This is a genomic window from Lelliottia sp. 489, assembly GCF_050435885.1.
Classification (GTDB): Bacteria; Pseudomonadota; Gammaproteobacteria; order Enterobacterales; family Enterobacteriaceae; genus Enterobacter; species Enterobacter nimipressuralis.
The window spans coordinates 1,496,751-1,519,422 of sequence record NZ_JBNDLC010000001.1 but is presented as its reverse complement, the minus strand read 5'-3'; the positions used below and the strand labels follow the sequence as shown (position 1 = coordinate 1,519,422).

Here is a 22,672-nt window from a genome sequence, read left to right as displayed (position 1 = left end):
TTATTGGACAGAATTCGTGAACACATTAGAACAAACCATCGGCAACACCCCTCTGGTCAAGCTGCAACGCATGAATCCCGATAATGGCAGCGAAATCTGGGTCAAACTGGAGGGAAATAATCCTGCCGGTTCCGTTAAAGATCGCGCGGCATTGTCGATGATTGTTGAGGCGGAAAAGCGCGGAGAGATTACGCCCGGCGACGTGCTGATTGAAGCGACCAGCGGTAACACCGGCATTGCGCTGGCGATGATTGCGGCGCTGAAAGGCTATCACATGAAATTGCTGATGCCGGACAACATGAGCCAGGAGCGGCGTGCCGCAATGCGTGCGTATGGTGCTGAGCTGATCCTCGTCACCAAAGAGCAGGGGATGGAAGGGGCGCGCGATCTGGCTCTCGACATGGCCCAGCGCGGCGAAGGCACATTGCTGGACCAGTTTAATAATCCCGATAATCCTTACGCGCACTACACCACTACCGGGCCGGAGATCTGGCGCCAGACCGAAGGGCGCATCAGCCACTTCGTCTCCAGTATGGGCACCACGGGCACCATTACCGGCGTCTCCCGTTTTCTGCGCGAGCAGGAAAAACCGGTCACCATTGTGGGCCTGCAGCCGGAAGAGGGGAGCAGCATTCCGGGGATCCGCCGCTGGCCAGCGGAGTACATGCCGGGGATTTTTAATGCCCAGCTTGTGGACCAGGTGCTGGATATTCATCAGCGTGAAGCGGAAAATACCATGCGTGAACTGGCGGTGCGTGAAGGCATCTTCTGTGGCGTCAGTTCGGGTGGCGCGGTAGCCGGAGCATTGCGCGTGGCGCAGGCCTGTCCGGGCGCGGTTGTGGTGGCGATTATTTGCGACCGTGGTGACCGTTATCTGTCTACTGGCGTCTTTGGTGAAGAGAGTTATTCGCAGGGGGCGGGGATTTAAGCGTCATGGAGATGATTTTATTTCGGGATAAAACCCGTGCGCAGCAGACGGATATCGTCGCGGTGCAGTCGCAGGTGGTTTATGGCAGCGTGGGCAACAGCATTGCGGTGCCTAATATCAGACAACATCAGCTGACCGTGACAGCCGTTCCGACGGTGCTGTTCAGCAATACCCCGCATTACGACACCTTTTACGGCGGCGTGATCCCCGACGACTGGTTCAGCGGCTATCTGAAAGCCCTCGAAGAGCGCGATGTGTTGCGCGAGCTGAAAGCGGTGACCACGGGCTATATGGGCAGTGCCAGCCAGATTGCCATTCTGGCTGAGTGGCTGGTGGCCATCAAAGAAAAACACCCTGATTTGTTCGTGCTGGTCGATCCGGTCATTGGTGATATCGACAGCGGGATCTACGTGAAACCCGAAATTCCGCAAGCCTATCGCGAGCATTTACTGCCGCTGGCGCAGGGTATTACGCCGAACGTTTTTGAGCTTGAAGTATTGAGCGGTCAGCCATGCCGGACGCCGGAGAGCGCAATTACTGCTGCACAAAGTCTGCTATCTGACTCACTGAAGTGGGTGGCGATTACCAGTGCGCCGGTGGAATCTGATCCTGAAAATATTCACGTTGTGCTGGTGACGAAGGACGGTGTGACGGTGACGAATCATCCGCGCGTTGCAACCGACCTGAAAGGAACCGGGGATCTGTTCTGTTCTGAGCTGGTAAGCGGCATTGTGCAGGGCAGGGACGTCGCTGAAGCGATACGCCGTGCGGGCGACCGTGTGACAGAGGTGATGAAGTACACCCAGGAAAAAGGCTTTGATGAGCTTATCCTCCCCGCATAAACAAAAATGGCGCCCGAAGGCGCCATTTTTCTGTGCGGCAAGAATTACTTCTTGATGCGGATGACCGGAGTTTCACCCACGGTAACGCTGCCAGACAGTTTGATCAGTTCTTTGATTTCGTCCATGTTGGAGATAACAACCGGAGTCAGGGTAGACTTGGCTTTCTCTTCCAGCAGCGCCAGGTCGAATTCGATGACCGGATCGCCTACTTTCACACGCTGGCCTTCTTCAGCGATACGCTTGAAGCCTTCGCCTTTCAGCTCAACGGTGTCGATACCGAAGTGTACGAACAGTTCGATACCGCTATCAGATTCGATAGAGAACGCATGGTTGGTTTCAAAAATTTTACCGATGGTGCCGTCAACTGGCGCAACCATTTTGTTACCAGTTGGTTTGATAGCAATACCATCACCAACGATTTTTTCGGCAAAAACTACATCCGGCACGTCTTCGATATTGACGATTTCGCCAGACAACGGAGCAATAATCTCAATAGTTCCGGTGTCTTTCTTATCATCAGAAACCAGAGATTTCAGTTTATCGAACAAACCCATGATCTTCTCCTAAGCAGTAATTTGGGCCGCATCTCGTGGATTAGCAGATTGTTTTTTCTTCAATGAACTTGTTAACCAGCGTCATTAACTCGTCCGTTGTCGGTTGAGCAAGAGCCTGCTCTGCTAACACCTTCGCATCTTCGAAGTTCGTGTTACGGATAATCTTCTTAATGCGCGGGATGGAAATGGCGCTCATAGAGAATTCGTCCAGACCCATACCCAGCAACAGAAGTGTAGCACGTTCGTCGCCTGCAAGCTCACCACACATGCCAGTCCATTTACCTTCAGCATGAGAAGCATCAATAACTTGCTTGATTAGCGTGAGTACGGACGGTGACATTGGCTGGTAGAGATGTGAAATCATATCATTACCACGGTCAACTGCCAGGGTGTACTGCGTTAAATCATTGGTGCCGATACTAAAGAAGTCGACTTCTTTGGCCAAATGACGAGCAATCGTTGCTGCCGCTGGTGTTTCCACCATCACGCCCACTTCGATGGTTTCGTCAAAGGCTTTACCTTCGTCGCGCAGTTCCTGTTTGTAGATTTCGATCTCTTTCTTCAGTGCACGCACTTCTTCAACAGAGATGATCATTGGGAACATGATGCGCAGTTTACCGAAAGCGGAAGCACGCAGAATCGCACGAACCTGATCGCGAAGGATCTCTTTACGGTCCATGGCGATACGCACTGCACGCCAGCCCAGGAATGGGTTTTCTTCTTTCGGGAAGTTCATGTACGGCAGCTCTTTGTCGCCACCGATGTCCATGGTACGCACGATAACAGCCTGAGAGCCGCATGCTTCGGCAACCGCTTTGTATGCCGCAAACTGCTCTTCTTCAGTAGGCAGTGCGTCACGGTCCATGAACAGGAATTCTGTACGGTACAGACCAACACCTTCCGCGCCGTTGCGCTCAGCGCCATCAACGTCACGTACGGTACCGATGTTCGCGCACACTTCAACCTGATGTCCGTCCAGCGTGATGGCTGGCAGATCTTTCAGTTTAGCCAGTTCCGCTTTCTCAGTAGCAACTTGCTCCTGAACGGCACGCAGCTTTTCGATCTCTTCATTGGTTGGGTTGACGTAAACCAGATTGTTTACGGCATCCAGAATCAGATAGTCGTCGTTTTTCACCTGAGAGGTGACGCTACCGGTACCCACGATGGCAGGCAGTTCCAGAGAACGCGCCATGATAGAGGTGTGGGAGGTACGGCCACCGGCGTCGGTGATGAAACCCAGCACCTTGTTCAGGTTCAGCTGTGCGGTTTCAGACGGCGTCAAATCAGCGGCAACCAAGATAACTTCGTCCTGAATGGCGCTAAGGTCGATGATCGCCAGACCCAGGATGTTGCGCAGCAGGCGCTTACCGATATCACGTACGTCAGCCGCACGTTCTTTCAGGTATTCATCATCCAGTTCTTCGAGGGCAGTCGCCTGACCTTCGATAATTTCATGTGCAGCCGCGTCGGCCGTCATGCCCTTATCTTTAATCAGGGCTATGATTTCCTGCTCCAGCTCCTCATCTTCGAGCAGCATGATATGCCCTTCGAAGATGGCTTCTTTTTCTTCACCGAAAGTTTCGCCAGCTTTAGTTTTGATCGCTTCCAGTTGCGCTGATGCCTTGGCACGACCGCTCAGAAAACGTTCAACTTCCTGATCAACCTTGTCGGCAGAAATTTTTTTCCGGTCGATGACGATCTCGTCTTCTTTCAGCAGAAGTGCTTTGCCGAAAGCGATACCCGGGGATGCTAAAATGCCTGAAATCATAACCCTACCTTACTTGTGACTGATATTGAAAAGAACCCGTAACTTACTCGAGCTCAGCCATCAGTTTTACCAGATGCTCAACTGCTTTCTGCTCGTCTTCGCCTTCTGCGGAGATGGTCACGACGGTACCCTGAGTCAGGCCCAGAGTCTGCAGCTTGAACAGGCTTTTCGCGCTAGCGCTTTTGCCGTTGGAGGTCACAGTGATCTCAGAAGTGAAGCCTTTAGCTTCTTTAACAAACTGAGCAGCAGGGCGGGTGTGCAGACCGTTCGGAGCGGTAATGGTAACTTCTTGCTGGAACATTGTATTTCCCCAACTTATAGGTTTAGTGTTGTGGAACTAAAGTCTAGCCTGGAGGCTTAACTTTAGCCTGTCTTGTTAGCGCTGACGTTTCGCTCGTCATTAAACATTATGCAGTGAAAGCGAGACTTGAACCAAATCATAAAATCGATTCAGCTTCTGTATTTCCCACATTGATTAATTTCGCGCTTCAAAATAATTGTCAGGTTAAATACCAGACCCGACGGGGTGAATCAATGCCAGGAGGAGTAAAAGTTTGACGCAGGCCACAAAAAAGCACCCGTTTGGGTGCTTTTTTACGCGTTATTAACATGCTGGCATTACTGTTGCAGTTCTTTTTCTGTGAACAGATCGGCAAACAATGCAGTGCTTAAATAACGCTCACCCGAGGACGGTAGAATAACCACAATAGTCTTATTGGTAAAGGTTTCATCTTCCTGGAGCTTCAGGGCAGCAGCAACGGCCGCGCCGGAGGAGATACCGGCCAGAATACCTTCTTCGTCCATCAGGCGACGCGCCGTGGAGATCGCCTCTTCGTTGGTGATCGCAACGACTTTATCGATAAGCTTCAGATCCAGGTTACCCGGGATAAAGCCCGCGCCGATACCCTGAATTTTATGTGGACCGGGTTTGATCTCTTCGCCGGCCAGCGCCTGGGCGATAACCGGGGAGTCCGTAGGCTCAACGGCAACGGTGATCAGATCCTTTTTGCCTTTTGTGCCTTTAATATAGCGACTCACGCCGGTCAGCGTACCGCCGGTACCCACGCCTGAGATAAACACATCAACCTGACCGTCCGTATCTTCCCAGATTTCCGGACCGGTGGTTTTCTCGTGGATTTCCGGGTTTGCCGGGTTGCTGAACTGCTGCAGCAGCAGATATTTCGCCGGATCGCTGGCGACAATTTCTTCCGCTTTCTGAATGGCACCTTTCATGCCTTTCGCGCCTTCGGTCAGCACCAGATTCGCGCCCAGCGCTTTCAGCAGCTTACGGCGTTCGATGCTCATGGTTTCTGGCATTGTCAGGGTCAGTTTGTAACCGCGGGCAGCGGCGACGTAGGCCAGAGCGATCCCGGTGTTGCCGCTGGTCGGTTCAACCAGTTCGACGCCAGGCTTCAGAACACCGCGTTTTTCGGCATCCCAAATCATGTTTGCACCGATACGGCATTTTACGCTGAAGCTCGGGTTACGTGATTCTACCTTCGCCAGAATGCGTCCATTACCGATACGGTTCAGTCGAACCAGGGGCGTATGACCGATAGTCAGCGAGTTGTCTTCGTAAATCTTACTCATGGCCTGTCCTTAACTGTATGAAATTGGGATACCGTCCCAGCATACCTGTTGGATAAGTATGGGGAAGTAAGGAAATCGCATATCTATATGCTGCAAGGAAATAATGGCTATCAGTATGGAATAAGGATGGCATAAGCCACCCTTTGTTTACACAGTTTTGCATTACTTCCATAACGCGTGCTTAGCACGATAGCAATCTACCCACATCGCCGTGGCGCCGCAGACCGCGACGGGCATGATGAACAGGTTCAGGACAGGGATCATGGTGAAGAGACTAGTCAGGGCACCAAACTGCATATTGGTGACTTTTTGCGTGCGCAGGGCCGTGCGCATCTCTTTGAACGGCACTTTGTGGTTATCGAACGGGTAGTCGCAATACTGGATAGCCAGCATCCACGCGCTAAACAGGAACCACAGCACAGGCGCCACGGTCTGGCCAATTCCGGGAATAAAGTAAAGGATGAGCAGAACAATGGCGCGCGGCAGATACCAGGCAAATTTCTGCCATTCACGTTTCATGATACGCGGTACGTCTTTCATGATGCCAAGCACGCCGGTGTCTGGCGGCGTTGCGCCCGTCAGACGTGCTTCGAGCTGCTCCGCCAGCAGCCCGTTAAACGGCGCGGCTATCCAGTTGGCGATGGTCGAGAAGAAATAGCCAAAAACCAGCAGCACGGAGAGGACCACTATCGGCCACAGCAGATAGCTTAGCCACTGTAGCCAGTCAGGCACGTGGCTCATGATAGAGGGAACCCAGCTTTCGAGTTGGGTAAACAGCCACCAGAATGCGCCCCCCATCAGCAAAATGTTGATCAGTAGAGGCAGAATCACAAAGCGGCGGATCCCAGGCAGGGTGACCAGCTTCCATCCCTGAGAAAAATAGCCGATACCGCTGCGCGGAGTCGTTGTTGATGTCGAAACCATAACCAGGCTGTACTCCTTTTTTCACAACCAGTGGAATTACACGCCTATATTATCGGGTTGTGGACCAATAACCAGTTCGGAAATGTTCGAAAAAACAGCAAAAAGCACGATTTCGTTCATCTTTATGCTTTGAATGCTCTGCACGCACTTGCACTTGACGTAATCGGCAAATACTCTTAGTGAGTAAATGTTTGCCGTGGTGGCAAGGTGTTAGAACAACAGAGAATATAATGATGCAGGATTTGCGTCTGATATTAATCATTGTTGGCGCGATCGCCATACTCGCTTTACTGGTGCATGGTTTCTGGACCAGCCGTAAAGAACGCTCCTCGATGTTTCGCGATCGCCCACTGAAGCGCATGAAGTCCAGTCGTCACGACGATGATGGCGATGACGTCATTGACGATAACGACGACGAAGGCGTAGGTGAAGTGCGCGTTCATCGCGTCAATACTGCTGCGCCTGCCGCAGGCCATGGGGAGCATGAAGCACCTCGTCAGCCTCCGCAGCATCAGTATCAGCCGCCGTACGCGTCAGCTCAGCCGCGCCAGCCCGCGCCACAGCCTGTGGAAGAGCCGGTGCGTCAGCCGCAACCGCAAGCGCCTGTACAGCAACCCGTGCAGCAGCCGGTGCAGCCTCAGCCCGTTTCGCAACCCGTGCAACCGCCGCGTCCTGCTCAGCCGCTGACGCCAGAAATGCCGCCGCAGACTGTTCATACTCCACCTGCGCCGCAGCCGGAACCGGAGCCATTTGTTGAACCGGAACCGGTGATCGAAGAAGCGCCAGTGGTCGAAAAACCGCAGCGTAAGGAAACGGTCATCATCATGAACGTGGCCGCGCATCACGGAACTCAGCTCAATGGCGACGTGCTGCTCAACAGCATCCAGCAGGCGGGCTTCAAGTTTGGTGACATGAACATTTTCCATCGTCATCTTAGTCCGGACGGAAGTGGCCCTGCGCTGTTCAGTCTGGCGAATATGGTTAATCCGGGGACCTTTGATCCGGAAATGACCGGTGATTTCACCACGCCGGGCATCACAATCTTTATGCAGGTGCCGTCCTACGGCGACGAACTGCAAAACTTTAAGCTGATGCTGCAATCCGCCCAGCATATCGCCGATGAAGTCGGTGGCGTGGTACTCGACGACCAGCGTCGAATGATGACGCCGCAGAAACTGCGCGAATATCAGGATCGCATCCGCGAAGTAAAGGAAGCTAACGCGTAATCTCTGCGTTCTCTTCCACGTCTCCTCAACCCCCGCCTGTCGGGGGTTTTTCTCATTGATGGTGCGCTATGGACTCAATCGAACAAAAAATTACTCACCTAAGAACCACACTTCGCCATCATGAATACCTGTATCACGTGATGGACGCACCGGAGGTTCCGGATGCGGAGTATGACCGCCTGATGCGCGAACTGCGCGAGCTGGAAACAGAACATCCCGATCTCATCACCCCTGATTCACCGACGCAGCGCGTCGGCGCCGCTCCGCTGGCCTCTTTCAGCCAGGTGCGCCATGAAGTGCCGATGCTGTCGCTGGATAACGTCTTCGACGAAGAGAGCTTTCTCGCGTTTAACAAGCGCGTTCAGGACCGCCTGAAAAGCGCCGACGTTTTGACCTGGTGCTGCGAGCTGAAGCTCGACGGCCTGGCGGTGAGCATTCTTTATGAGAACGGCATTCTGGTGCGTGCCGCTACGCGCGGCGACGGCACCACGGGTGAGGACATCACCACTAACGTACGTACTATCCGCGCCATTCCGTTAAAGCTGCGCGGCGATAACATCCCGGCGCGTCTCGAAGTGCGCGGTGAAGTGTTCCTCCCGCAGGCGGGCTTTGAGAAGATTAACGATGAAGCGCGCCGCACCGGCGGCAAAGTCTTTGCTAACCCGCGTAATGCGGCTGCTGGCTCAATTCGCCAGCTAGATCCGCGCATCACGGCGAAGCGACCGCTGACATTCTTTTGCTACGGCGTGGGTATCCTTGACGGCGGCGAGCTGCCTGATACCCATTTGGGCCGTCTGCTGCAGTTTAAAGAGTGGGGCCTGCCAGTCAGCAATCGTGTGCAGCTCTGCAACTCACCGGAAGCGGTACTGGCGTTTTATCGTCAGGTCGAAGAGGACCGCCCGACGCTGGGGTTTGATATCGATGGCGTGGTCATCAAAGTGAACTCGCTGGCGCTTCAGGAACAATTAGGTTTTGTGGCGCGAGCGCCGCGCTGGGCGGTGGCGTTTAAATTCCCTGCTCAGGAGCAGATGACCTTCGTGCGCGACGTTGAGTTCCAGGTCGGGCGTACGGGTGCGATTACGCCGGTTGCACGTCTGGAGCCGGTTCAGGTTGCGGGCGTGCTGGTGAGCAATGCCACTTTGCATAACGCCGACGAGATCGCGCGCCTGGGTCTTCGGATTGGCGATAAAGTGGTGATTCGCCGCGCGGGGGATGTGATCCCGCAGGTGGTAAACGTCGTCGAGTCTGAGCGACCTGACGACACGCGCGCCATCGAATTCCCGGCCCACTGCCCGGTATGCGGTTCTGACGTCGAACGCGTGGAAGGCGAGGCAGTAACGCGCTGTACCGGCGGGTTAATTTGTGGGGCGCAGCGTAAAGAAGCGCTCAAGCATTTCGTCTCGCGCAGAGCGATGGACGTGGACGGGATGGGCGATAAGATTATCGATCAGCTAGTCGAGAAAGAGTACGTCCACACACCTGCGGATCTGTTCCGCCTGACGGCGGGCAAGCTGACCGGGCTGGATCGCATGGGGCCAAAATCGGCGCAAAACGTGGTCAATGCGCTGGAAAAAGCCAAAGAGACGACCTTTGCACGTTTCCTCTACGCGCTGGGTATCCGTGAAGTTGGTGAAGCGACAGCCGCCGGGCTGGCAGCCCATTTCGGCACCCTGGAGCAGCTTGAGAAAGCCTCGATTGAGGATCTGCAAAAAGTGCCGGACGTGGGTATCGTTGTTGCGACGCATGTCTTCAACTTCTTTGCGGAAGAGAGCAACCGTGAGGTGATAGGCAAGCTGCTGGAGGAGGGCATTCACTGGCCTGCCCCGGTGGTGGTTAACGCCGACGAAATCGACAGCCCCTTTGCTGGCAAAACCGTAGTACTCACCGGCAGTTTGAGTCAACTCTCCCGTGACGACGCCAAAGCGCGTCTGGTGGCGCTGGGGGCAAAAGTGGCGGGCAGCGTGTCGAAGAAAACGGATCTGGTGATTGCCGGCGAGGCGGCTGGCTCCAAGCTTGCGAAAGCACAAGAGCTGGGCATTGACGTCATTGACGAAGCGGAAATGCTGCGCCTGTTAGGAGAGTAACGTGGAGAAAGAACAGCTCATCGACATCGCCAACACCGAAATGCCGTTCGGGAAATACAAAGGCCGTCGATTGATTGATGTGCCGGAAGAGTATTTGCTGTGGTTCGCGCGAAAAGATGAATTTCCGGCCGGGCGACTGGGTGAGCTGATGGCGATTACGCTGCTCATCAAAACCGAAGGGCTGAGCCATCTGGTTCAGCCCCTCAAACGTCCTTAAGCTTTCGCGGCGCGGGTCTCTTCCTGCGCCAGCTTTTCCGTCTGGCGCTTGTAACGGCGCGCCATCACCGCACAGACCATCAGCTGGATCTGGTGGAAAATCATCAGCGGCAGCACCATCATCCCAATCACCGACGTCGGGAAGAGAATATTCGCCATCGGAATACCATTGGCGAGACTCTTCTTCGAGCCGCAGAACACGATGGTAATTTCATCCGCTTTATTGAAGCCAAACTTGCGGGCGGCAAAAGTATTCACCGCAATCACAATCGCCAGCAGAACGATGCTCACGAGCGCGATGAACAGAAGCGAGCCGATGCCAACTTTATGCCAGATGCCGTTCACCACGGCTTCGCCAAAGGCGGAGTAGACCACTAACAGGATGGAGGTCTGGTCGGTTTTGCCAATCCACTTTTTGTTTCTGGCGACGAAATCCCCCGTCCATGGGCGAGAAAGATGTCCCAGCACGAACGGCAGCAGCAGTTGCAGACAGATTTTCCCGACCTGCTCGAGATTGCCCTCTGCGCCGTGCATATTCATCAGCAGGCCCACCAACAGCGGTGACACAAAAATCCCCAACAGACTCGACGCAGAGGCGGAACAGACCGCCGCGGCGACGTTACCGCCGGCAAGCGAAGTAAATGCGATAGCTGACTGCACGGTCGCGGGCAGAATGCACAGATACAGGAAGCCAGTATAGAGAGCCGGATCGACGTTAACCGGCGCCCACCAGGCGAAAAGCACGCCCAGCACCGGGAACAAGATGAAGGTGCTGCACATCACCCACAGGTGCAACCGCCAGTGGCTCCCCCCGGCGATAATGGCCTCACGAGACAGCTTTGCGCCGTGCATAAAAAACAGCAGGGCGATAGCCGCAGTGGTCAGGCCTTCAATGAAGGGAACAAAACTGCCGCGAGCCGGGAAGAAAGAGGCGAGCAGAACGACAGCAATCAGCGTGAGGGTAAAGGGATCGAGAACACGAAACAGTTTCATAAATGCTCCTGAAATCAGATTTTGCTATTGTGCTTTGTTCCCTTTGAGAAATAAAATCGATTTATTGCATCCATTCATGAATTAAACAGATGAATTACTCTTTGCGTCAGCTTCGCGTTTTTGTCACCGTCGCACAGGCTCGCAGCTTTAGCCGCGCCGGAGAGATGATCGGCCTGAGTCAGTCGGCGGTTAGCCACAGTGTGAAAGAGCTGGAATCACAGACGGGTGTGCGCCTGCTTGATCGCACCACCCGCGAAGTGGTGCTCACCGAGGCGGGGCAACAGCTGGCTGCGCGTCTGGAACGGCTGCTGGATGAGCTCAACACCACCTTGCGCGATGTGGGCAGAGTGGGGCAGCAACTTTCCGGGACGGTGCGCGTCGCCGCCAGTCAGACCATTTCTGCGCATCTGATCCCACAATGTATCGCCGAAAGTAACCGTCGCTATCCCGATATCGATTTTGTACTTCACGACAGGCCGCAGCAATGGGTTCTGGAGAGTATCAGGCAAGGCGACGTCGATTTTGGGATTGTGATCGATCCCGGTCCGGTGACGGATCTGGAGTGCGAAGTGGTGCTGTCGGAGCCGTTTTTACTGCTGTGTCGCGACGATGACCCGCTGGCCGCAATGACACAAGTGACGTGGCAGGTATTGCAGGGGGCAAATCTGGTATTGCAGGATTATGCATCGGGAAGCCGTCCGCTGATTGACGCGGCGCTGGCACAGCAGCGGGTGAATGCGACGATCGTTCAGGAGATTGGTCATCCCGCCACGCTCTTTCCGATGGTGGAGGCCGGGATTGGGATCAGCGTGTTACCTGCGCTGGCCTTACCGCTGCCGCAGGGCAGCCGCTTAGTCGTGAAGCGTTTCACGCCCTGTATTGAACGTAAGCTGATGCTGGTGCGACGAAAAAATCGCTCGCTCTCTGGTGCGGCTCATGCGCTTTGGGAGGTGGTACGTATGCAGGCACAGCGGTTAATGGAGGCCCGCATACGCGATCCGTTATTTAACGCGCCGAACGATTAGACGTAGATATCGATCTGATGCTCTGCGGAAGGTGAGTTTACGCCTTCTGCTCTGGCCTGTTTTTGCTCTTGTTTTTTCTGGCTTTCTTCGGCCTGCTCACGCTGTAACTGCGCCAGCTGAGCCTGTAGCATTTTGATTTGCGACTGAAGAAGTTCCTGCTGCTTTTTCTTGTCTTCGGTACTGCCGCTGCCGTTCGCAACATCCTTCAGCTGCTGAGTCAGCTTAGTGATTTGCGACGTCAGACGACTGATTTGCGACGCGATATCGCTGCTGCCGGAGCTACCGCCGCCGCTGCTTGTGCTGCCTGTCTGCACTGATGGAGTTGATGCCTGGATTGTTGTCATTTTAAATCCTCTCGCCATAAAACAAGCATATCGGCATAAAAATCCATAGCTTGAGGGAACCTGCCAGATCTGGGAGGGGAGATGCGTGTAAAATAGCGCAGATAGCAAAAAGGCGCCTTTAGGGCGCCTTTCTACATTGGTGGGTCGTGCAGGATTCGAACCTGCGACCAATTGATTAAAAGTCAACTGCTCTACCAACTGAGCTAACGACCCGAATGGTGGGTGATGACGGGCTCGAACCGCCGACCCCCTCCGTGTAAAGGAGGTGCTCTACCAACTGAGCTAATCACCCATTTCGGTACTACTAAAACAAGATTTAAGAATGGTGGGCGATGACGGGCTCGAACCGCCGACCCCCTCCGTGTAAAGGAGATGCTCTACCAACTGAGCTAATCGCCCAATCTTAAATTCTTATCTACACTGCGGTATCTACGTAAAGTAGATGGTGGGTGATGACGGGCTCGAACCGCCGACCCCCTCCGTGTAAAGGAGGTGCTCTACCAACTGAGCTAATCACCCCCGCTGTGTGGAGTCGCATTATAGGGAGAGTTGAAAATGAGTCAACGCCTTTTCTAAAGATTTTGTTTGTTCGTCGTAAAATTAAACAAACGGATCACAAAATGTCCCGCGCAGCATGATTTCTAAACAAATTTCGCAAACCTGCATGTCAATCAGGCAACATCATTGAGGAATCGCCCCACAGTGATAGAATATTGCCCATTGTTTTTTTCCCAGCATTTGCCGGTCGTCGGCATCTTTATAACGTAAGGCCATTTCATGAAAATCAAAACTCGCTTCGCGCCGAGCCCGACAGGCTATCTGCACGTCGGTGGTGCCCGTACTGCTCTTTATTCCTGGCTTTTTGCACGTAACCACGGCGGTGAGTTCGTGCTGCGTATTGAAGACACCGATCTCGAGCGTTCCACACCGGAAGCTATCGAAGCCATCATGGATGGCATGAACTGGCTGAACCTGGAGTGGGATGAAGGCCCGTATTTCCAGACGAAACGTTTTGATCGCTATAACGCCGTCATTGATGAAATGCTGGTCGCAGGCACCGCGTATAAATGTTACTGCTCCAAAGAGCGTCTGGAAGCGCTGCGTGAAGAGCAAATGGCGAACGGCGATAAGCCTCGCTACGACGGCCGCTGCCGCCACAGCCATGAGCATCATGCTGCTGATGAGCCATGCGTAGTGCGTTTTGCTAACCCGCAGGAAGGCTCTGTGATCTTTGACGATCAGATCCGTGGCCCGATTGAGTTCAGCAATCAGGAGCTGGACGATCTGATTATTCGCCGTACCGACGGCTCACCGACCTACAACTTCTGCGTTGTAGTGGATGACTGGGATATGGAAATCACTCATGTTATCCGTGGTGAAGACCATATCAACAACACGCCACGTCAGATCAACATCCTGAAAGCGCTGAATGCGCCTGTGCCGGTTTATGCGCACGTGTCCATGATTAACGGTGACGACGGTAAAAAACTGTCCAAACGTCACGGTGCCGTGAGCGTGATGCAGTACCGTGATGATGGCTATCTGCCAGAAGCACTGCTGAACTACCTGGTGCGTCTGGGCTGGTCGAGCGGCGATCAGGAGATCTTTAGCCGTGAAGAGATGATCAAGCTGTTCTCCCTGAATGCCGTGAGCAAATCTGCCAGTGCGTTTAACACTGATAAACTGCTGTGGCTGAACCACCACTACATCAACACCATGCCAGCCGAGTACGTTGCGACCTATTTGCAGTGGCACATTGAGCAGGCAAATATTGATACCCGTACCGGTCCGGAACTGGCGGATCTGGTCAAACTGCTGGGTGAGCGCTGCAAAACCCTGAAAGAGATTGCGGAAAGCTGCCGTTATTTCTATGAAGAGTTTGACGAGTTTGATGCTGACGCCGCAAAAAAACACCTGCGTCCGGTTGCGCGTCAGCCGCTCGAAGTGGTGCGTGATAAGCTGGCGGCACTGACCGATTGGACCGCAGAAAACGTTCATCAAGCGATTCAGGCAACGGCCGATGAGCTGGAAGTGGGCATGGGTAAAGTCGGCATGCCACTGCGTGTGGCGGTGACCGGCGCGGGTCAGTCACCGGGCCTGGATGTTACTGTCCACGCTATTGGCAAAACCCGTAGCGTTGCGCGTATTAACAAAGCCCTGGGCTTTATTGCTGAGCGCGAAAGCCAGCAGTAATCACCCTGCAACAAACGAGCGGCAAAACGGCAGGTTATCCTGCCGTTTTTTTATGCCTCTTCTTCAGCAATACCGAGCCGGGTAAGGAATCCCTGAATACCTTCACGTGCCAGCAATACAGCGAGCCTCTCTTGTTCGAGTGGCGTCATGTTCTCAAGGGGAGCCGTCACCTGACGTAACAGGCTGGTCGTTTTCACCTCGCCATACTCAACGGACGCTTCAGCGAGCTGATAAATAGCCTGACGGCTACGCATCGCAGGGAGACTGATAAGGTGTTCACGTACGCGGGAATCGATATGGATGAGCCTGGCCCGGCCGCCTTTCACGCCGTTCAGCGCTTCCGTTTTCCATCCTTGTTTACGTATCCAACGGTTTACTGTTTGTTTGGCGACCCCGAGGCTATCAGCCAGCTCTTCCGTGGTCATCTTGCTCCGTAATCTTTTCATATCAACTCTGGTCGCGTATCCCTAAACGTTGTAGCAATCCGGTAATCCCATCCCGCAGTAGTAAAGTGGTTAGCTGCTTTTGCTCATCCGGTGTCATTTCATTGGCCAGGGTCAGCAGGAGAGAAGTGAGCGAACTCGTGTCGGACACGTTTTCAGCGGGCTGAGAGTCTTCACTAATGCGAGATGCGCTGCGGATAAACTCGCGCACCTTTTCATTAACGTGGACCAGACGCGCTTTACCGCCCTGAACACCTGGCTTTGGTGATGTTTTCCAACCCTCTTTTCGTACCCATTTATTGATGGTCTGTCGGCTATAACCAGTGAGCCGGGATAACTCCTCTGGCGTCATTCGTTCCTTGATCATGCAATTACCTGAATATTAGTAGGGTTAATGAGTGCTTCATGTTATAGCACCCTTTTATGCGAAAACGTGACAGGTTTAACTACTGGCTGCGAGCAGCTTCGCAATGTGATTCATTTGCCTGATTTTTCGACGATTGAAAGGGAAGGACTGATTTTGCCGTTGACACTCTGCGGTGGAATTCATATTATGCCGCCCGTCAACACGACAGCTTTACGTTGGGGCTATAGCTCAGCTGGGAGAGCGCTTGCATGGCATGCAAGAGGTCAGCGGTTCGATCCCGCTTAGCTCCACCAAATTTTTATCCAGGAGAATTTGGAACGTAAAGAACTGTGGGGCTATAGCTCAGCTGGGAGAGCGCTTGCATGGCATGCAAGAGGTCAGCGGTTCGATCCCGCTTAGCTCCACCAAAATTCAGACCCTCGCCGAAAGGCGGGGGTTTTTTTATGCGTTTGTTATCAACTCCTGCCTTTTTTGTTGCCACACGTGTATGTTTACCTCTCAGACCTTTATCGAAATCAATAAATCGGAGCATTTAAACCCGGAAACTTGATTCGCTCAATTAATAAACTTACCATTCATTCAGCCAATTATTCGCCTGGGAAATAGCGCCTTGCTAAGAATGAAAAGTCACCTACGTAATAATTTACAATTATTTATGCTAGCGCAAATCTTGTGCCTGGTGATTGTTCCTTTTTCTCGCTACATTTCCCCGAAAACCTTTCTGGATGGTCATTACGTCTATTTAGCCTGGCTGCCGTTGAGCGTGATGCTGGCAGTGATCTTCTTGTTTGGCCGTCACGCTATTCTTCCCATTATTTTCAGTTTTGCGTTAACGAATTTTTATCAGTTTCAGTTAACGATACTTCAGCAGGTCATTATCCTCTTCTGTCAGACGGCGTCGGTGTTTGCAGCCTGCGCCGTGGTGCGCGTCCTGCTGGGCAGGCGCTGGCGATTCGGGCTACCTAACCAGCATATCGGGATACGCATTTTCTGGCTGGGATTCGCCATTCCTCTCGGCATAAAAGTGTCGATGTACTTAGCGGGTTATTTCTTTGATTTCCCGCTTTCCATTTCAAACTTCTTTGGCGATGGGACACCAATTTATAACATTGTGGATATACAGAGCCTGTTTTGTGCCAGCCTGATATTTACGATGATGTTCTATTACCCCTTAAGAATGATAATTAATCCCCGCTATGCCCGTACCTTCTGGTTACGAAGCATTAAGCCGTATCTTATTCAAAATAATCCCGTATTTGCATTACTCTGGCTGATGAGTTTGTCGCTGGTGATGCTGATCTTGTGCGCGCCGATTGAAGAAAACTATATCTCCGGGTATCTGGTCCCCCTCATATTTATTCTTTTTACCGTCGCGATTAGTCGGATGAGCTATGCGCTTGTTTCCCTGAGCTGGGCAATTTCCGTTTTCTTGCTGCTGACCTATAACAAAAACTTTCTGAATGGCGTGCAGAACGGCTACGCGCTGGCATTTGTCCTGTCGGTCCTAATCTCTTTCGCAATTTGTTTGATGTACATGTCGCGAATCTATCATCGCAGTGAATGGCTGAAGCAAGGCTGGCACGAAAGGGCGCTAACCGATCCGCTCACAGGTTTAGCCAATATGCGCGCCCTGGAAGACTATTTGCAGCACTATCCGGATGCCAAAATCTGCTGTCTGCGTATGGGAAATCTGGGGTTTCTTAGTCGCCATTACGGGATGTTGATGCGCATTTACTGTAAGCGAGCCATTACCTCGTCAGTTCAGCCGTTACTGCAGGCGAACGAAAAATTCTTCCAGCTGCCGGGCAGTGAATTGATTCTGGTGCTGTCAGGCCCGGACACCGGAGAGCGTCTCCAGCACATCGTCGATCGGCTGAACAGCCGCAAGATTTACTGGAACAATACCGGGCTGGACATCGAGTTTGGTGCAGCCTGGGGAGAGCTGGAAGGGCAGGATGGCGAAAACCTTCACCATACGCTGGGGCAACTGAGCTGGCTCTCAGAGCAATCCTGCGTCACGCACAGAGTGCTGGCGCTGACGAATAGCATTGAGAGAGTTTCAGGGCAAACGACGGAGCGCGTCTTAATGCTGAGCAGGGTAAAACGGGCGCTGGAGGAGGGGGGCGTGCGTCTGTATGCTCAGCCCATCCAGAATGCAGCGGGTGAGGGCTACCACGAAATTCTCACCCGACTGGAGAGCGACGGCGAAATCATTACCCCCGATCGTTTCATCCCGCTGATTGCCCAGTTCAACCTGAGCCATCGTTTTGACCTCTGCGTGGTGGAAAAGGTGCTGATCTGGCTGAGCACCCATGCCACGCTGCCAAACAGTGCGCGTTTTTCTGTCAATCTGATGCCGATGACGCTCAATCAAAAAGACGTCGCTGCCGAAATCATTGCCCTGTTTGAGCGCTACGCCATCGCGCCGCAGGCGGTCATTCTGGAAGTCACGGAAGAGCAGGCCTTCTCGGATTCAGAATTCAGCATCCAGAATATCCAGCAGATGCGCGAGTATGGTTTTAAAATTGCGATTGATGATTTTGGTACAGGATACGCTAACTACGAACGGCTAAAACGCCTGCAGGCTGACATCATCAAAATCGACGGATGTTTCGTAAAAGATATCTGTACTGACAGCATGGATGCGACGATTGTGGCGTCGATTTGCAATCTGGCGAAGACCAAGTCCCTGTATGTGGTGGCCGAATTTGTTGAAACACCGGCGCAACGACAGCTGTTGCTTGAGATCGGGGTCGATTATCTGCAGGGGTATTTGATTGGGAAACCGCAGCCGCTTGCCGAACTGGAGGCGTAAAAAAGCCGGGGGCATAAACCCCCGGCTTTTTTAATGCTGATTACAGTACCAGTGCAGCGATAGACGCAGACAGTACGCTCACCAGCGTTGAACCGTAAACCAGTTTCAGGCCGAAGCGTGAAACCACGTTACCTTGCTCTTCGTTCAGACCTTTAATCGCACCAGCGATGATGCCGATGGATGAGAAGTTAGCGAAGGAAACCAGGAACACAGACAGAATGCCTTCTGCGCGCGGAGAGAGCGTGCTGGCAATTTTCTGCAGATCCATCATGGCAACGAATTCGTTGGAAACCAGTTTGGTGGCCATGATACTGCCCACCTGCAGCGCTTCGTGAGCCGGAACACCCATCACCCATGCAACAGGGTAGAAGATGTAGCCCAGAATGCCCTGGAAGGAGATACCCAGCACAGCGGCGAACAGGGCGTTCAGTGCAGCGATCAGGGCGATGAAGCCGATCAGCATTGCGGCTACGATAATCGCCACTTTGAAGCCTGCCAGAATGTATTCGCCCAGCATTTCGAAGAAGCTCTGGCCTTCGTGCAGGTTAGACATCTGGATATTTTCTTCGCTGGCGTCAACGCGGTACGGGTTGATCAGTGACAGCACGATAAAGGTGCTGAACATGTTCAGAACCAGCGCAGCCACCACGTATTTTGGTTCCAGCATTGTCATGTATGCGCCCACGATAGACATGGATACAGTAGACATTGCGGTAGCCGCCATGGTGTACATGCGGTTGCGTGACATTTTGCCGAGGATATCTTTATACGCGATAAAGTTCTCGGACTGACCCAGAATCAGGGAGCTGACTGCGTTGAAAGATTCCAGTTTACCCATGCCGTTGACTTTGGATAACAGGAAACCGATCGCGCGAATCACAACCGGCAGAACGCGGATGTGCTGCAGGATACCGATCAGCGCAGAGATAAAGACAATTGGGCAAAGCACTTTCAGGAAGAAGAACGCCAGGCCTTGATCGTTCATGCTGCCGAAGACAAAGTTCGTCCCTTCGTTAGCAAATCCGAGCAGTTTTTCGAACATTTCGGAGAAGCCTTTCACGAAGCCCAGGCCTACGTTGGAGTTCAGGAAGAACCACGCAAGTAAAACTTCAATGACGAGCAGCTGTACAACATAACGAATACGAATGTTTTTGCGGTCTGTGCTGACCAGCAATGCAAGTGCAGTAACGACAACAAGTGCCAGGACAAAATGAAGGACGCGGTCCATATTTGCTCCAAATATGAGGCAGGTTTAATTTCCGTGCACATTCTATGTAACAAGCACAAAGAAAACGAGATCAAGACCACACTATAGTTACATCCTGTGACGAGTCTCAAAAATAGTGATCAACCATACATTTCCGTTATGTTATGTAAGTGAGTGAAAAGTTACGTTTGTGTGCTACGCTTCACAAATGACTGTGCGATTTCACGCTCTGTGAGATCGTTTCATTGCATCCGCCCTACCTATCGTTCAGAGCTATCAGAGAAATCACTATAAACCTTCTAAATGATCTTGATAATCATTCTCATTTTGATAGCATGAAACATAGCAAAGGCTATATTTCCAGAGGCAGAAATGACAAACAGTCGCGTAGAGGGTAGCAGTGGCAGAGCAGCGCGCAAGCTGAGGTTTGCGTTAATGGGACCTGCGTTCATCGCTGCCATTGGCTATATCGATCCAGGTAATTTTGCGACCAACATTCAGGCCGGGGCGAGCTTTGGTTACAAATTGCTGTGGGTGGTGGTCTGGGCAAACCTGATGGCGATGCTCATTCAGGTGCTCTCCGCAAAACTGGGGATCGCGACGGGGAAAAATCTCGCTGAACAGATCCGCGATCATTATCCGCGTCCGGTAGTGTGGTTTTACTGGGTGCAGGCCGAAATTATCGCCATGGCCACCGATCTGGCAGAATTTATCGGCGCGGCCATCGGCTTTAAACTGATATTGGGCGTGTCGCTACTCCAGGGGGCGGTGCTCACCGGGATCGCCACTTTCCTGATTTTAATGCTGCAGCGCCGTGGTCAAAAACCGCTGGAGCTGGTGATTGGCGGCTTGCTGCTGTTTGTCGCCGCGGCCTATATTGTCGAGCTGATCTTCTCCCAGCCAAATCTGGCGCAGCTGGGTAAAGGCATGATTATTCCTACTCTGCCAACGTCAGAAGCGGTCTTCCTCGCGGCAGGCGTACTGGGTGCGACCATTATGCCGCACGTGATTTATCTGCACTCCTCGCTGACGCAGCACGCCCACGAGGGCTCACGCCGGGAGCGTTATTCGGCAACCAAATGGGATGTCGGTATTGCGATGACCATCGCCGGGTTTGTGAATCTGGCGATGATGGCGACGGCAGCGGCGGCTTTCCATTTCAGTGGCCACACCGGTATCGCCGATCTCGATCAGGCTTATCTGACGCTCGAACCGCTTCTCAGCCACGCGGCGGCAACTATTTTTGGTCTGAGCCTGGTTGCAGCGGGCCTCTCGTCAACGGTGGTCGGGACGCTGGCAGGGCAGGTGGTCATGCAGGGGTTTGTGCGTTTTCATATTCCCCTGTGGGTACGCCGCTCCGTGACGATGATGCCGTCGTTTATTGTGATCCTGATGGGGCTGGACCCAACGCGTATTCTGGTGATGAGCCAGGTGCTGTTGAGCTTCGGTATCGCGCTGGCGCTGGTACCGCTGCTAATCTTTACCAGTAACCAGACGTTAATGGGCGATCTGGTGAATACCCGGCTGGTCAAACGTATCGGCTGGGTTATCGTGGTGCTGGTGGTGGCCCTGAACCTGTGGCTGCTGATTGGGACCGCGCTGGGGCTATAAATTATCAGAGATGAAAAAAGGAGCCAGTTGGCTCCTTTTTGTATTGAGTGATGTGTACTTAGTGATGATGACCACCGTGTCCGTGGCCGCGTCCATGACCCGGTCGGCCACGACGATCGTCCCGGTCGCTCCAGCCTTCGCGGTAGCCGCGTTCATAGGCTTTGCGATTGTCCCAGCCACGGTGACGGCCATTATCGTGCCTCCACCAGCGGTCTTTTCGCCATTCATAGTTGCGGTGCCAGTAATCACGGTCGCGCCAGCCACCGCCGTCCCAGTAGTTACCATAATTGTCACGATCGCCAATTTGTAATTTTACTGATGGCAACAGGGTGATTTCGCCCGCATTAGCGACCAGCGGTGCTGAAGCCATTAATACAGCTGCAAGAATCAGTGACCTGAACATTCTCTTCTCCTTCACGATCGGGGCCGTAGACGGCCTGTTAACGCAATATTACGGGGCCGTAAAGCCCCGTTTAATCGCCTCAACTCCTAATTCATGGAGGGGAGCACTTTTTGCTAAAAACGGGTTTATTTTGACCGGCTCAGGATCGCGTCAATCGCATTCAGCTCGTCAGCGGTAAAGTGGAGATTTTTCAGCGTGCCGACCGCATCTTCGATTTGCGCCGTTTTGCTGGCGCCAATCAGTACCGTGGTAACTGCGTCATGGCGTAGCACCCAGGCGAGCGACATCTGCGAGAGTTTTTGGCCCCGGCTTTCGGCCAGCGCGTTCAGCTCGCGAACCTGGCTGATTTTCTCTTCGGTGATCTGATCCGGGTTCAGGAACCGGCTGCCGCTGGCGGCGCGTGAATCCGCTGGAATCCCATTCAGATAACGGTCCGTCAGTTGCCCCCCGGCCAGCGGAGAGAACGGAATACAGCCGACTCCTTTTTCCTGCAGTACGGACAGCAGCCCTTGTTCAGGCGCACGCTCAAACATCGAGTATTTAGGCTGGTGGATCAGGCACGGCGTGCCGAGATCGTCCAGGATCTCAATCGCCTGTCGCGCCAGTTCTGCCGGATAATTCGACAAGCCGACATACAGCGCTTTTCCCTGACGCACGACGTGGTCGAGGGCTCTCATCGTCTCTCGTAGCGGTGTTTCCGGGTCCGGACGGTGGTGATAGAAGATATCCACGTATTCCAGCCCCATACGTTTCAGGCTCTGATCGAGGCTGGCAATCAGGTACTTACGCGAGCCCCAGTCACCGTAGGGACCGTCCCACATGGTGTATCCCGCTTTCGTCGAGAGAATTAATTCGTCGCGGTAAGGCTGAAAATCCTCCCGAAAAATGCGACCAAAGTTTGATTCTGCGGAGCCGGGAGGTGGGCCATAGTTATTGGCCAGATCGAAGTGGGTGATGCCAAGCTCAAAGGCCCGCTGTAAAAGTTGACGACTGGTGTCAATTAAGGTGGTATCGCCAAAGTTATGCCATAAGCCGAGTGAAATGGCGGGCAGCTTCAGACCGCTCTGGCCGCAACGACGATACTGCATTGACTGATAACGCATTTTATCCGCATCAAAAACCATGCTCAGACCCTCTTA

The 22,672-nt window shown here is 53.2% G+C and carries 21 protein-coding genes and 6 tRNA genes; 11 read left to right on the top strand and 16 right to left on the bottom strand.

The features are described from left to right. Nucleotides 1-16 precede the first annotated feature (16 nt). Together cysM and pdxK are read left to right on the top strand one after the other, a co-directional pair. Nucleotides 17-928, top strand: a complete 912-nt coding sequence (gene cysM / locus ABIE11_RS07425; RefSeq protein ID WP_102104944.1) for a cysteine synthase CysM — start codon at nucleotides 17-19, stop codon at nucleotides 926-928. Nucleotides 929-933: 5 nt separating this feature from the next. Continuing rightward, entirely contained in the window at nucleotides 934-1,770 is an 837-nt protein-coding gene (pdxK, locus tag ABIE11_RS07420) for a pyridoxine/pyridoxal/pyridoxamine kinase (RefSeq protein WP_123427138.1), read from the top strand. 44 nt (nucleotides 1,771-1,814) lie between these two features. Here pdxK and crr read toward each other — a convergent pair whose 3' ends face one another. The 5 genes from crr to cysZ form a co-directional block, all read right to left on the bottom strand. Continuing rightward, nucleotides 1,815-2,324, bottom strand: coding sequence for a PTS glucose transporter subunit IIA (crr, locus tag ABIE11_RS07415; protein WP_049841435.1), 510 nt, complete (start codon nucleotides 2,322-2,324; stop codon nucleotides 1,815-1,817). A 40-nt stretch (nucleotides 2,325-2,364) separates the two neighbouring features. Beyond that, nucleotides 2,365-4,092 (bottom strand): phosphoenolpyruvate-protein phosphotransferase PtsI, encoded by a 1,728-nt coding sequence (gene ptsI / locus ABIE11_RS07410; RefSeq protein ID WP_100779376.1) that lies wholly within the window; start codon nucleotides 4,090-4,092, stop codon nucleotides 2,365-2,367. Between the two features lie 43 nt (nucleotides 4,093-4,135). After that, complete coding sequence (gene ptsH / locus ABIE11_RS07405; RefSeq protein WP_000487600.1) at nucleotides 4,136-4,393, bottom strand: phosphocarrier protein Hpr; 258 nt, start codon at nucleotides 4,391-4,393, stop codon at nucleotides 4,136-4,138. Between the two features lie 317 nt (nucleotides 4,394-4,710). After that, complete coding sequence (cysK, locus tag ABIE11_RS07400) at nucleotides 4,711-5,682, bottom strand: cysteine synthase A (protein WP_102104941.1); 972 nt, start codon at nucleotides 5,680-5,682, stop codon at nucleotides 4,711-4,713. A gap of 162 nt (nucleotides 5,683-5,844) precedes the next feature. Then, nucleotides 5,845-6,606: a sulfate transporter CysZ gene (gene cysZ, locus ABIE11_RS07395; RefSeq protein WP_100779378.1), complete on the bottom strand. Its 762-nt coding sequence runs from the start codon at nucleotides 6,604-6,606 to the stop codon at nucleotides 5,845-5,847. Between the two features lie 230 nt (nucleotides 6,607-6,836). Here cysZ and zipA point away from each other — a divergent pair, with 230 nt between their 5' ends. The 3 genes from zipA (at nucleotide 6,837) to ABIE11_RS07380 (ending at nucleotide 10,133) form a co-directional block, all read left to right on the top strand. Beyond that, nucleotides 6,837-7,832 carry a cell division protein ZipA gene (zipA, locus tag ABIE11_RS07390; RefSeq protein ID WP_100779379.1) on the top strand — a complete coding sequence of 332 codons (996 nt, stop codon included), beginning with the start codon at nucleotides 6,837-6,839 and terminating at the stop codon, nucleotides 7,830-7,832. Nucleotides 7,833-7,900: 68 nt separating this feature from the next. Continuing rightward, entirely contained in the window at nucleotides 7,901-9,916 is a 2,016-nt protein-coding gene (gene ligA / locus ABIE11_RS07385) for an NAD-dependent DNA ligase LigA (protein ID WP_429184214.1), read from the top strand. A 1-nt stretch (nucleotide 9,917) separates the two neighbouring features. Next, nucleotides 9,918-10,133 carry a DUF3820 family protein gene (locus ABIE11_RS07380; RefSeq protein ID WP_100779381.1) on the top strand — a complete coding sequence of 72 codons (216 nt, stop codon included), beginning with the start codon at nucleotides 9,918-9,920 and terminating at the stop codon, nucleotides 10,131-10,133. On the opposite strand, the gene ABIE11_RS07375 is transcribed toward ABIE11_RS07380, so the two are convergent. Next, nucleotides 10,130-11,125 carry a bile acid:sodium symporter family protein gene (locus ABIE11_RS07375; protein ID WP_100779382.1) on the bottom strand — a complete coding sequence of 332 codons (996 nt, stop codon included), beginning with the start codon at nucleotides 11,123-11,125 and terminating at the stop codon, nucleotides 10,130-10,132. The genes ABIE11_RS07380 and ABIE11_RS07375 overlap by 4 nt on opposite strands. Nucleotides 11,126-11,214: 89 nt before the next feature. Here ABIE11_RS07375 and ABIE11_RS07370 point away from each other — a divergent pair, with 89 nt between their 5' ends. Continuing rightward, complete coding sequence (locus ABIE11_RS07370) at nucleotides 11,215-12,150, top strand: LysR substrate-binding domain-containing protein (protein ID WP_429184213.1); 936 nt, start codon at nucleotides 11,215-11,217, stop codon at nucleotides 12,148-12,150. Here ABIE11_RS07370 and ABIE11_RS07365 read toward each other — a convergent pair. The 5 genes from ABIE11_RS07365 to ABIE11_RS07345 all read right to left on the bottom strand — a co-directional run bounded on the left by ABIE11_RS07365 (nucleotide 12,147) and on the right by ABIE11_RS07345 (nucleotide 13,013). Then, nucleotides 12,147-12,494, bottom strand: a complete 348-nt coding sequence (locus ABIE11_RS07365) for a FlxA-like family protein (protein WP_100779384.1) — start codon at nucleotides 12,492-12,494, stop codon at nucleotides 12,147-12,149. The two genes, ABIE11_RS07370 and ABIE11_RS07365, sit on opposite strands and share 4 nt — an antisense overlap. A 137-nt stretch (nucleotides 12,495-12,631) precedes the next feature. Then, nucleotides 12,632-12,707 (bottom strand) — tRNA-Lys (locus ABIE11_RS07360). 3 nt (nucleotides 12,708-12,710) lie between these two features. Then, nucleotides 12,711-12,786: transfer RNA gene (locus ABIE11_RS07355), tRNA-Val, on the bottom strand. Nucleotides 12,787-12,817: 31 nt separating this feature from the next. Further along, nucleotides 12,818-12,893, bottom strand: a tRNA-Val gene (locus ABIE11_RS07350). 44 nt (nucleotides 12,894-12,937) lie between these two features. Beyond that, a tRNA-Val gene (locus ABIE11_RS07345) sits at nucleotides 12,938-13,013 on the bottom strand. Between the two features lie 258 nt (nucleotides 13,014-13,271). Here ABIE11_RS07345 and gltX point away from each other — a divergent pair. Then, a complete protein-coding gene (gene gltX / locus ABIE11_RS07340) occupies nucleotides 13,272-14,687 on the top strand; it encodes a glutamate--tRNA ligase (RefSeq protein WP_100779385.1) in 1,416 nt (471 codons plus the stop codon). 50 nt (nucleotides 14,688-14,737) lie between these two features. On the opposite strand, the gene ABIE11_RS07335 is transcribed toward gltX, so the two are convergent. Further along, nucleotides 14,738-15,133, bottom strand: coding sequence for a YfeC-like transcriptional regulator (locus ABIE11_RS07335; protein ID WP_100779386.1), 396 nt, complete (start codon nucleotides 15,131-15,133; stop codon nucleotides 14,738-14,740). A 1-nt stretch (nucleotide 15,134) separates the two neighbouring features. Then, nucleotides 15,135-15,497 (bottom strand): YfeC-like transcriptional regulator, encoded by a 363-nt coding sequence (locus tag ABIE11_RS07330; protein ID WP_312154782.1) that lies wholly within the window; start codon nucleotides 15,495-15,497, stop codon nucleotides 15,135-15,137. 217 nt (nucleotides 15,498-15,714) lie between these two features. On the opposite strand from ABIE11_RS07330, the gene ABIE11_RS07325 reads away from it, so the two are divergent. The 3 genes from ABIE11_RS07325 (at nucleotide 15,715) to ABIE11_RS07315 (ending at nucleotide 18,312) form a co-directional block, all read left to right on the top strand. Beyond that, a tRNA-Ala gene (locus ABIE11_RS07325) sits at nucleotides 15,715-15,790 on the top strand. A gap of 38 nt (nucleotides 15,791-15,828) precedes the next feature. Beyond that, nucleotides 15,829-15,904, top strand: a tRNA-Ala gene (locus ABIE11_RS07320). 212 nt (nucleotides 15,905-16,116) lie between these two features. Beyond that, nucleotides 16,117-18,312, top strand: coding sequence for an EAL domain-containing protein (locus ABIE11_RS07315; RefSeq protein WP_429184212.1), 2,196 nt, complete (start codon nucleotides 16,117-16,119; stop codon nucleotides 18,310-18,312). A 40-nt stretch (nucleotides 18,313-18,352) separates the two neighbouring features. Here the strand turns inward: ABIE11_RS07315 and nupC are convergent, their stop codons facing one another. Continuing rightward, complete coding sequence (gene nupC, locus ABIE11_RS07310; protein ID WP_100779389.1) at nucleotides 18,353-19,540, bottom strand: nucleoside permease NupC; 1,188 nt, start codon at nucleotides 19,538-19,540, stop codon at nucleotides 18,353-18,355. A 351-nt stretch (nucleotides 19,541-19,891) separates the two neighbouring features. Here nupC and ABIE11_RS07305 point away from each other — a divergent pair, with 351 nt between their 5' ends. Next, nucleotides 19,892-21,130, top strand: a complete 1,239-nt coding sequence (locus ABIE11_RS07305; RefSeq protein ID WP_100779390.1) for an Nramp family divalent metal transporter — start codon at nucleotides 19,892-19,894, stop codon at nucleotides 21,128-21,130. A 58-nt stretch (nucleotides 21,131-21,188) separates the two neighbouring features. Here ABIE11_RS07305 and ypeC read toward each other — a convergent pair whose 3' ends face one another. Both ypeC and mgrA read right to left on the bottom strand, forming a co-directional pair. Beyond that, complete coding sequence (ypeC, locus tag ABIE11_RS07300) at nucleotides 21,189-21,533, bottom strand: DUF2502 domain-containing protein YpeC (protein WP_100779391.1); 345 nt, start codon at nucleotides 21,531-21,533, stop codon at nucleotides 21,189-21,191. Nucleotides 21,534-21,658: 125 nt separating this feature from the next. After that, nucleotides 21,659-22,657 carry an L-glyceraldehyde 3-phosphate reductase gene (gene mgrA, locus ABIE11_RS07295; protein WP_429184211.1) on the bottom strand — a complete coding sequence of 333 codons (999 nt, stop codon included), beginning with the start codon at nucleotides 22,655-22,657 and terminating at the stop codon, nucleotides 21,659-21,661. Nucleotides 22,658-22,672: the final 15 nt, after the last annotated feature.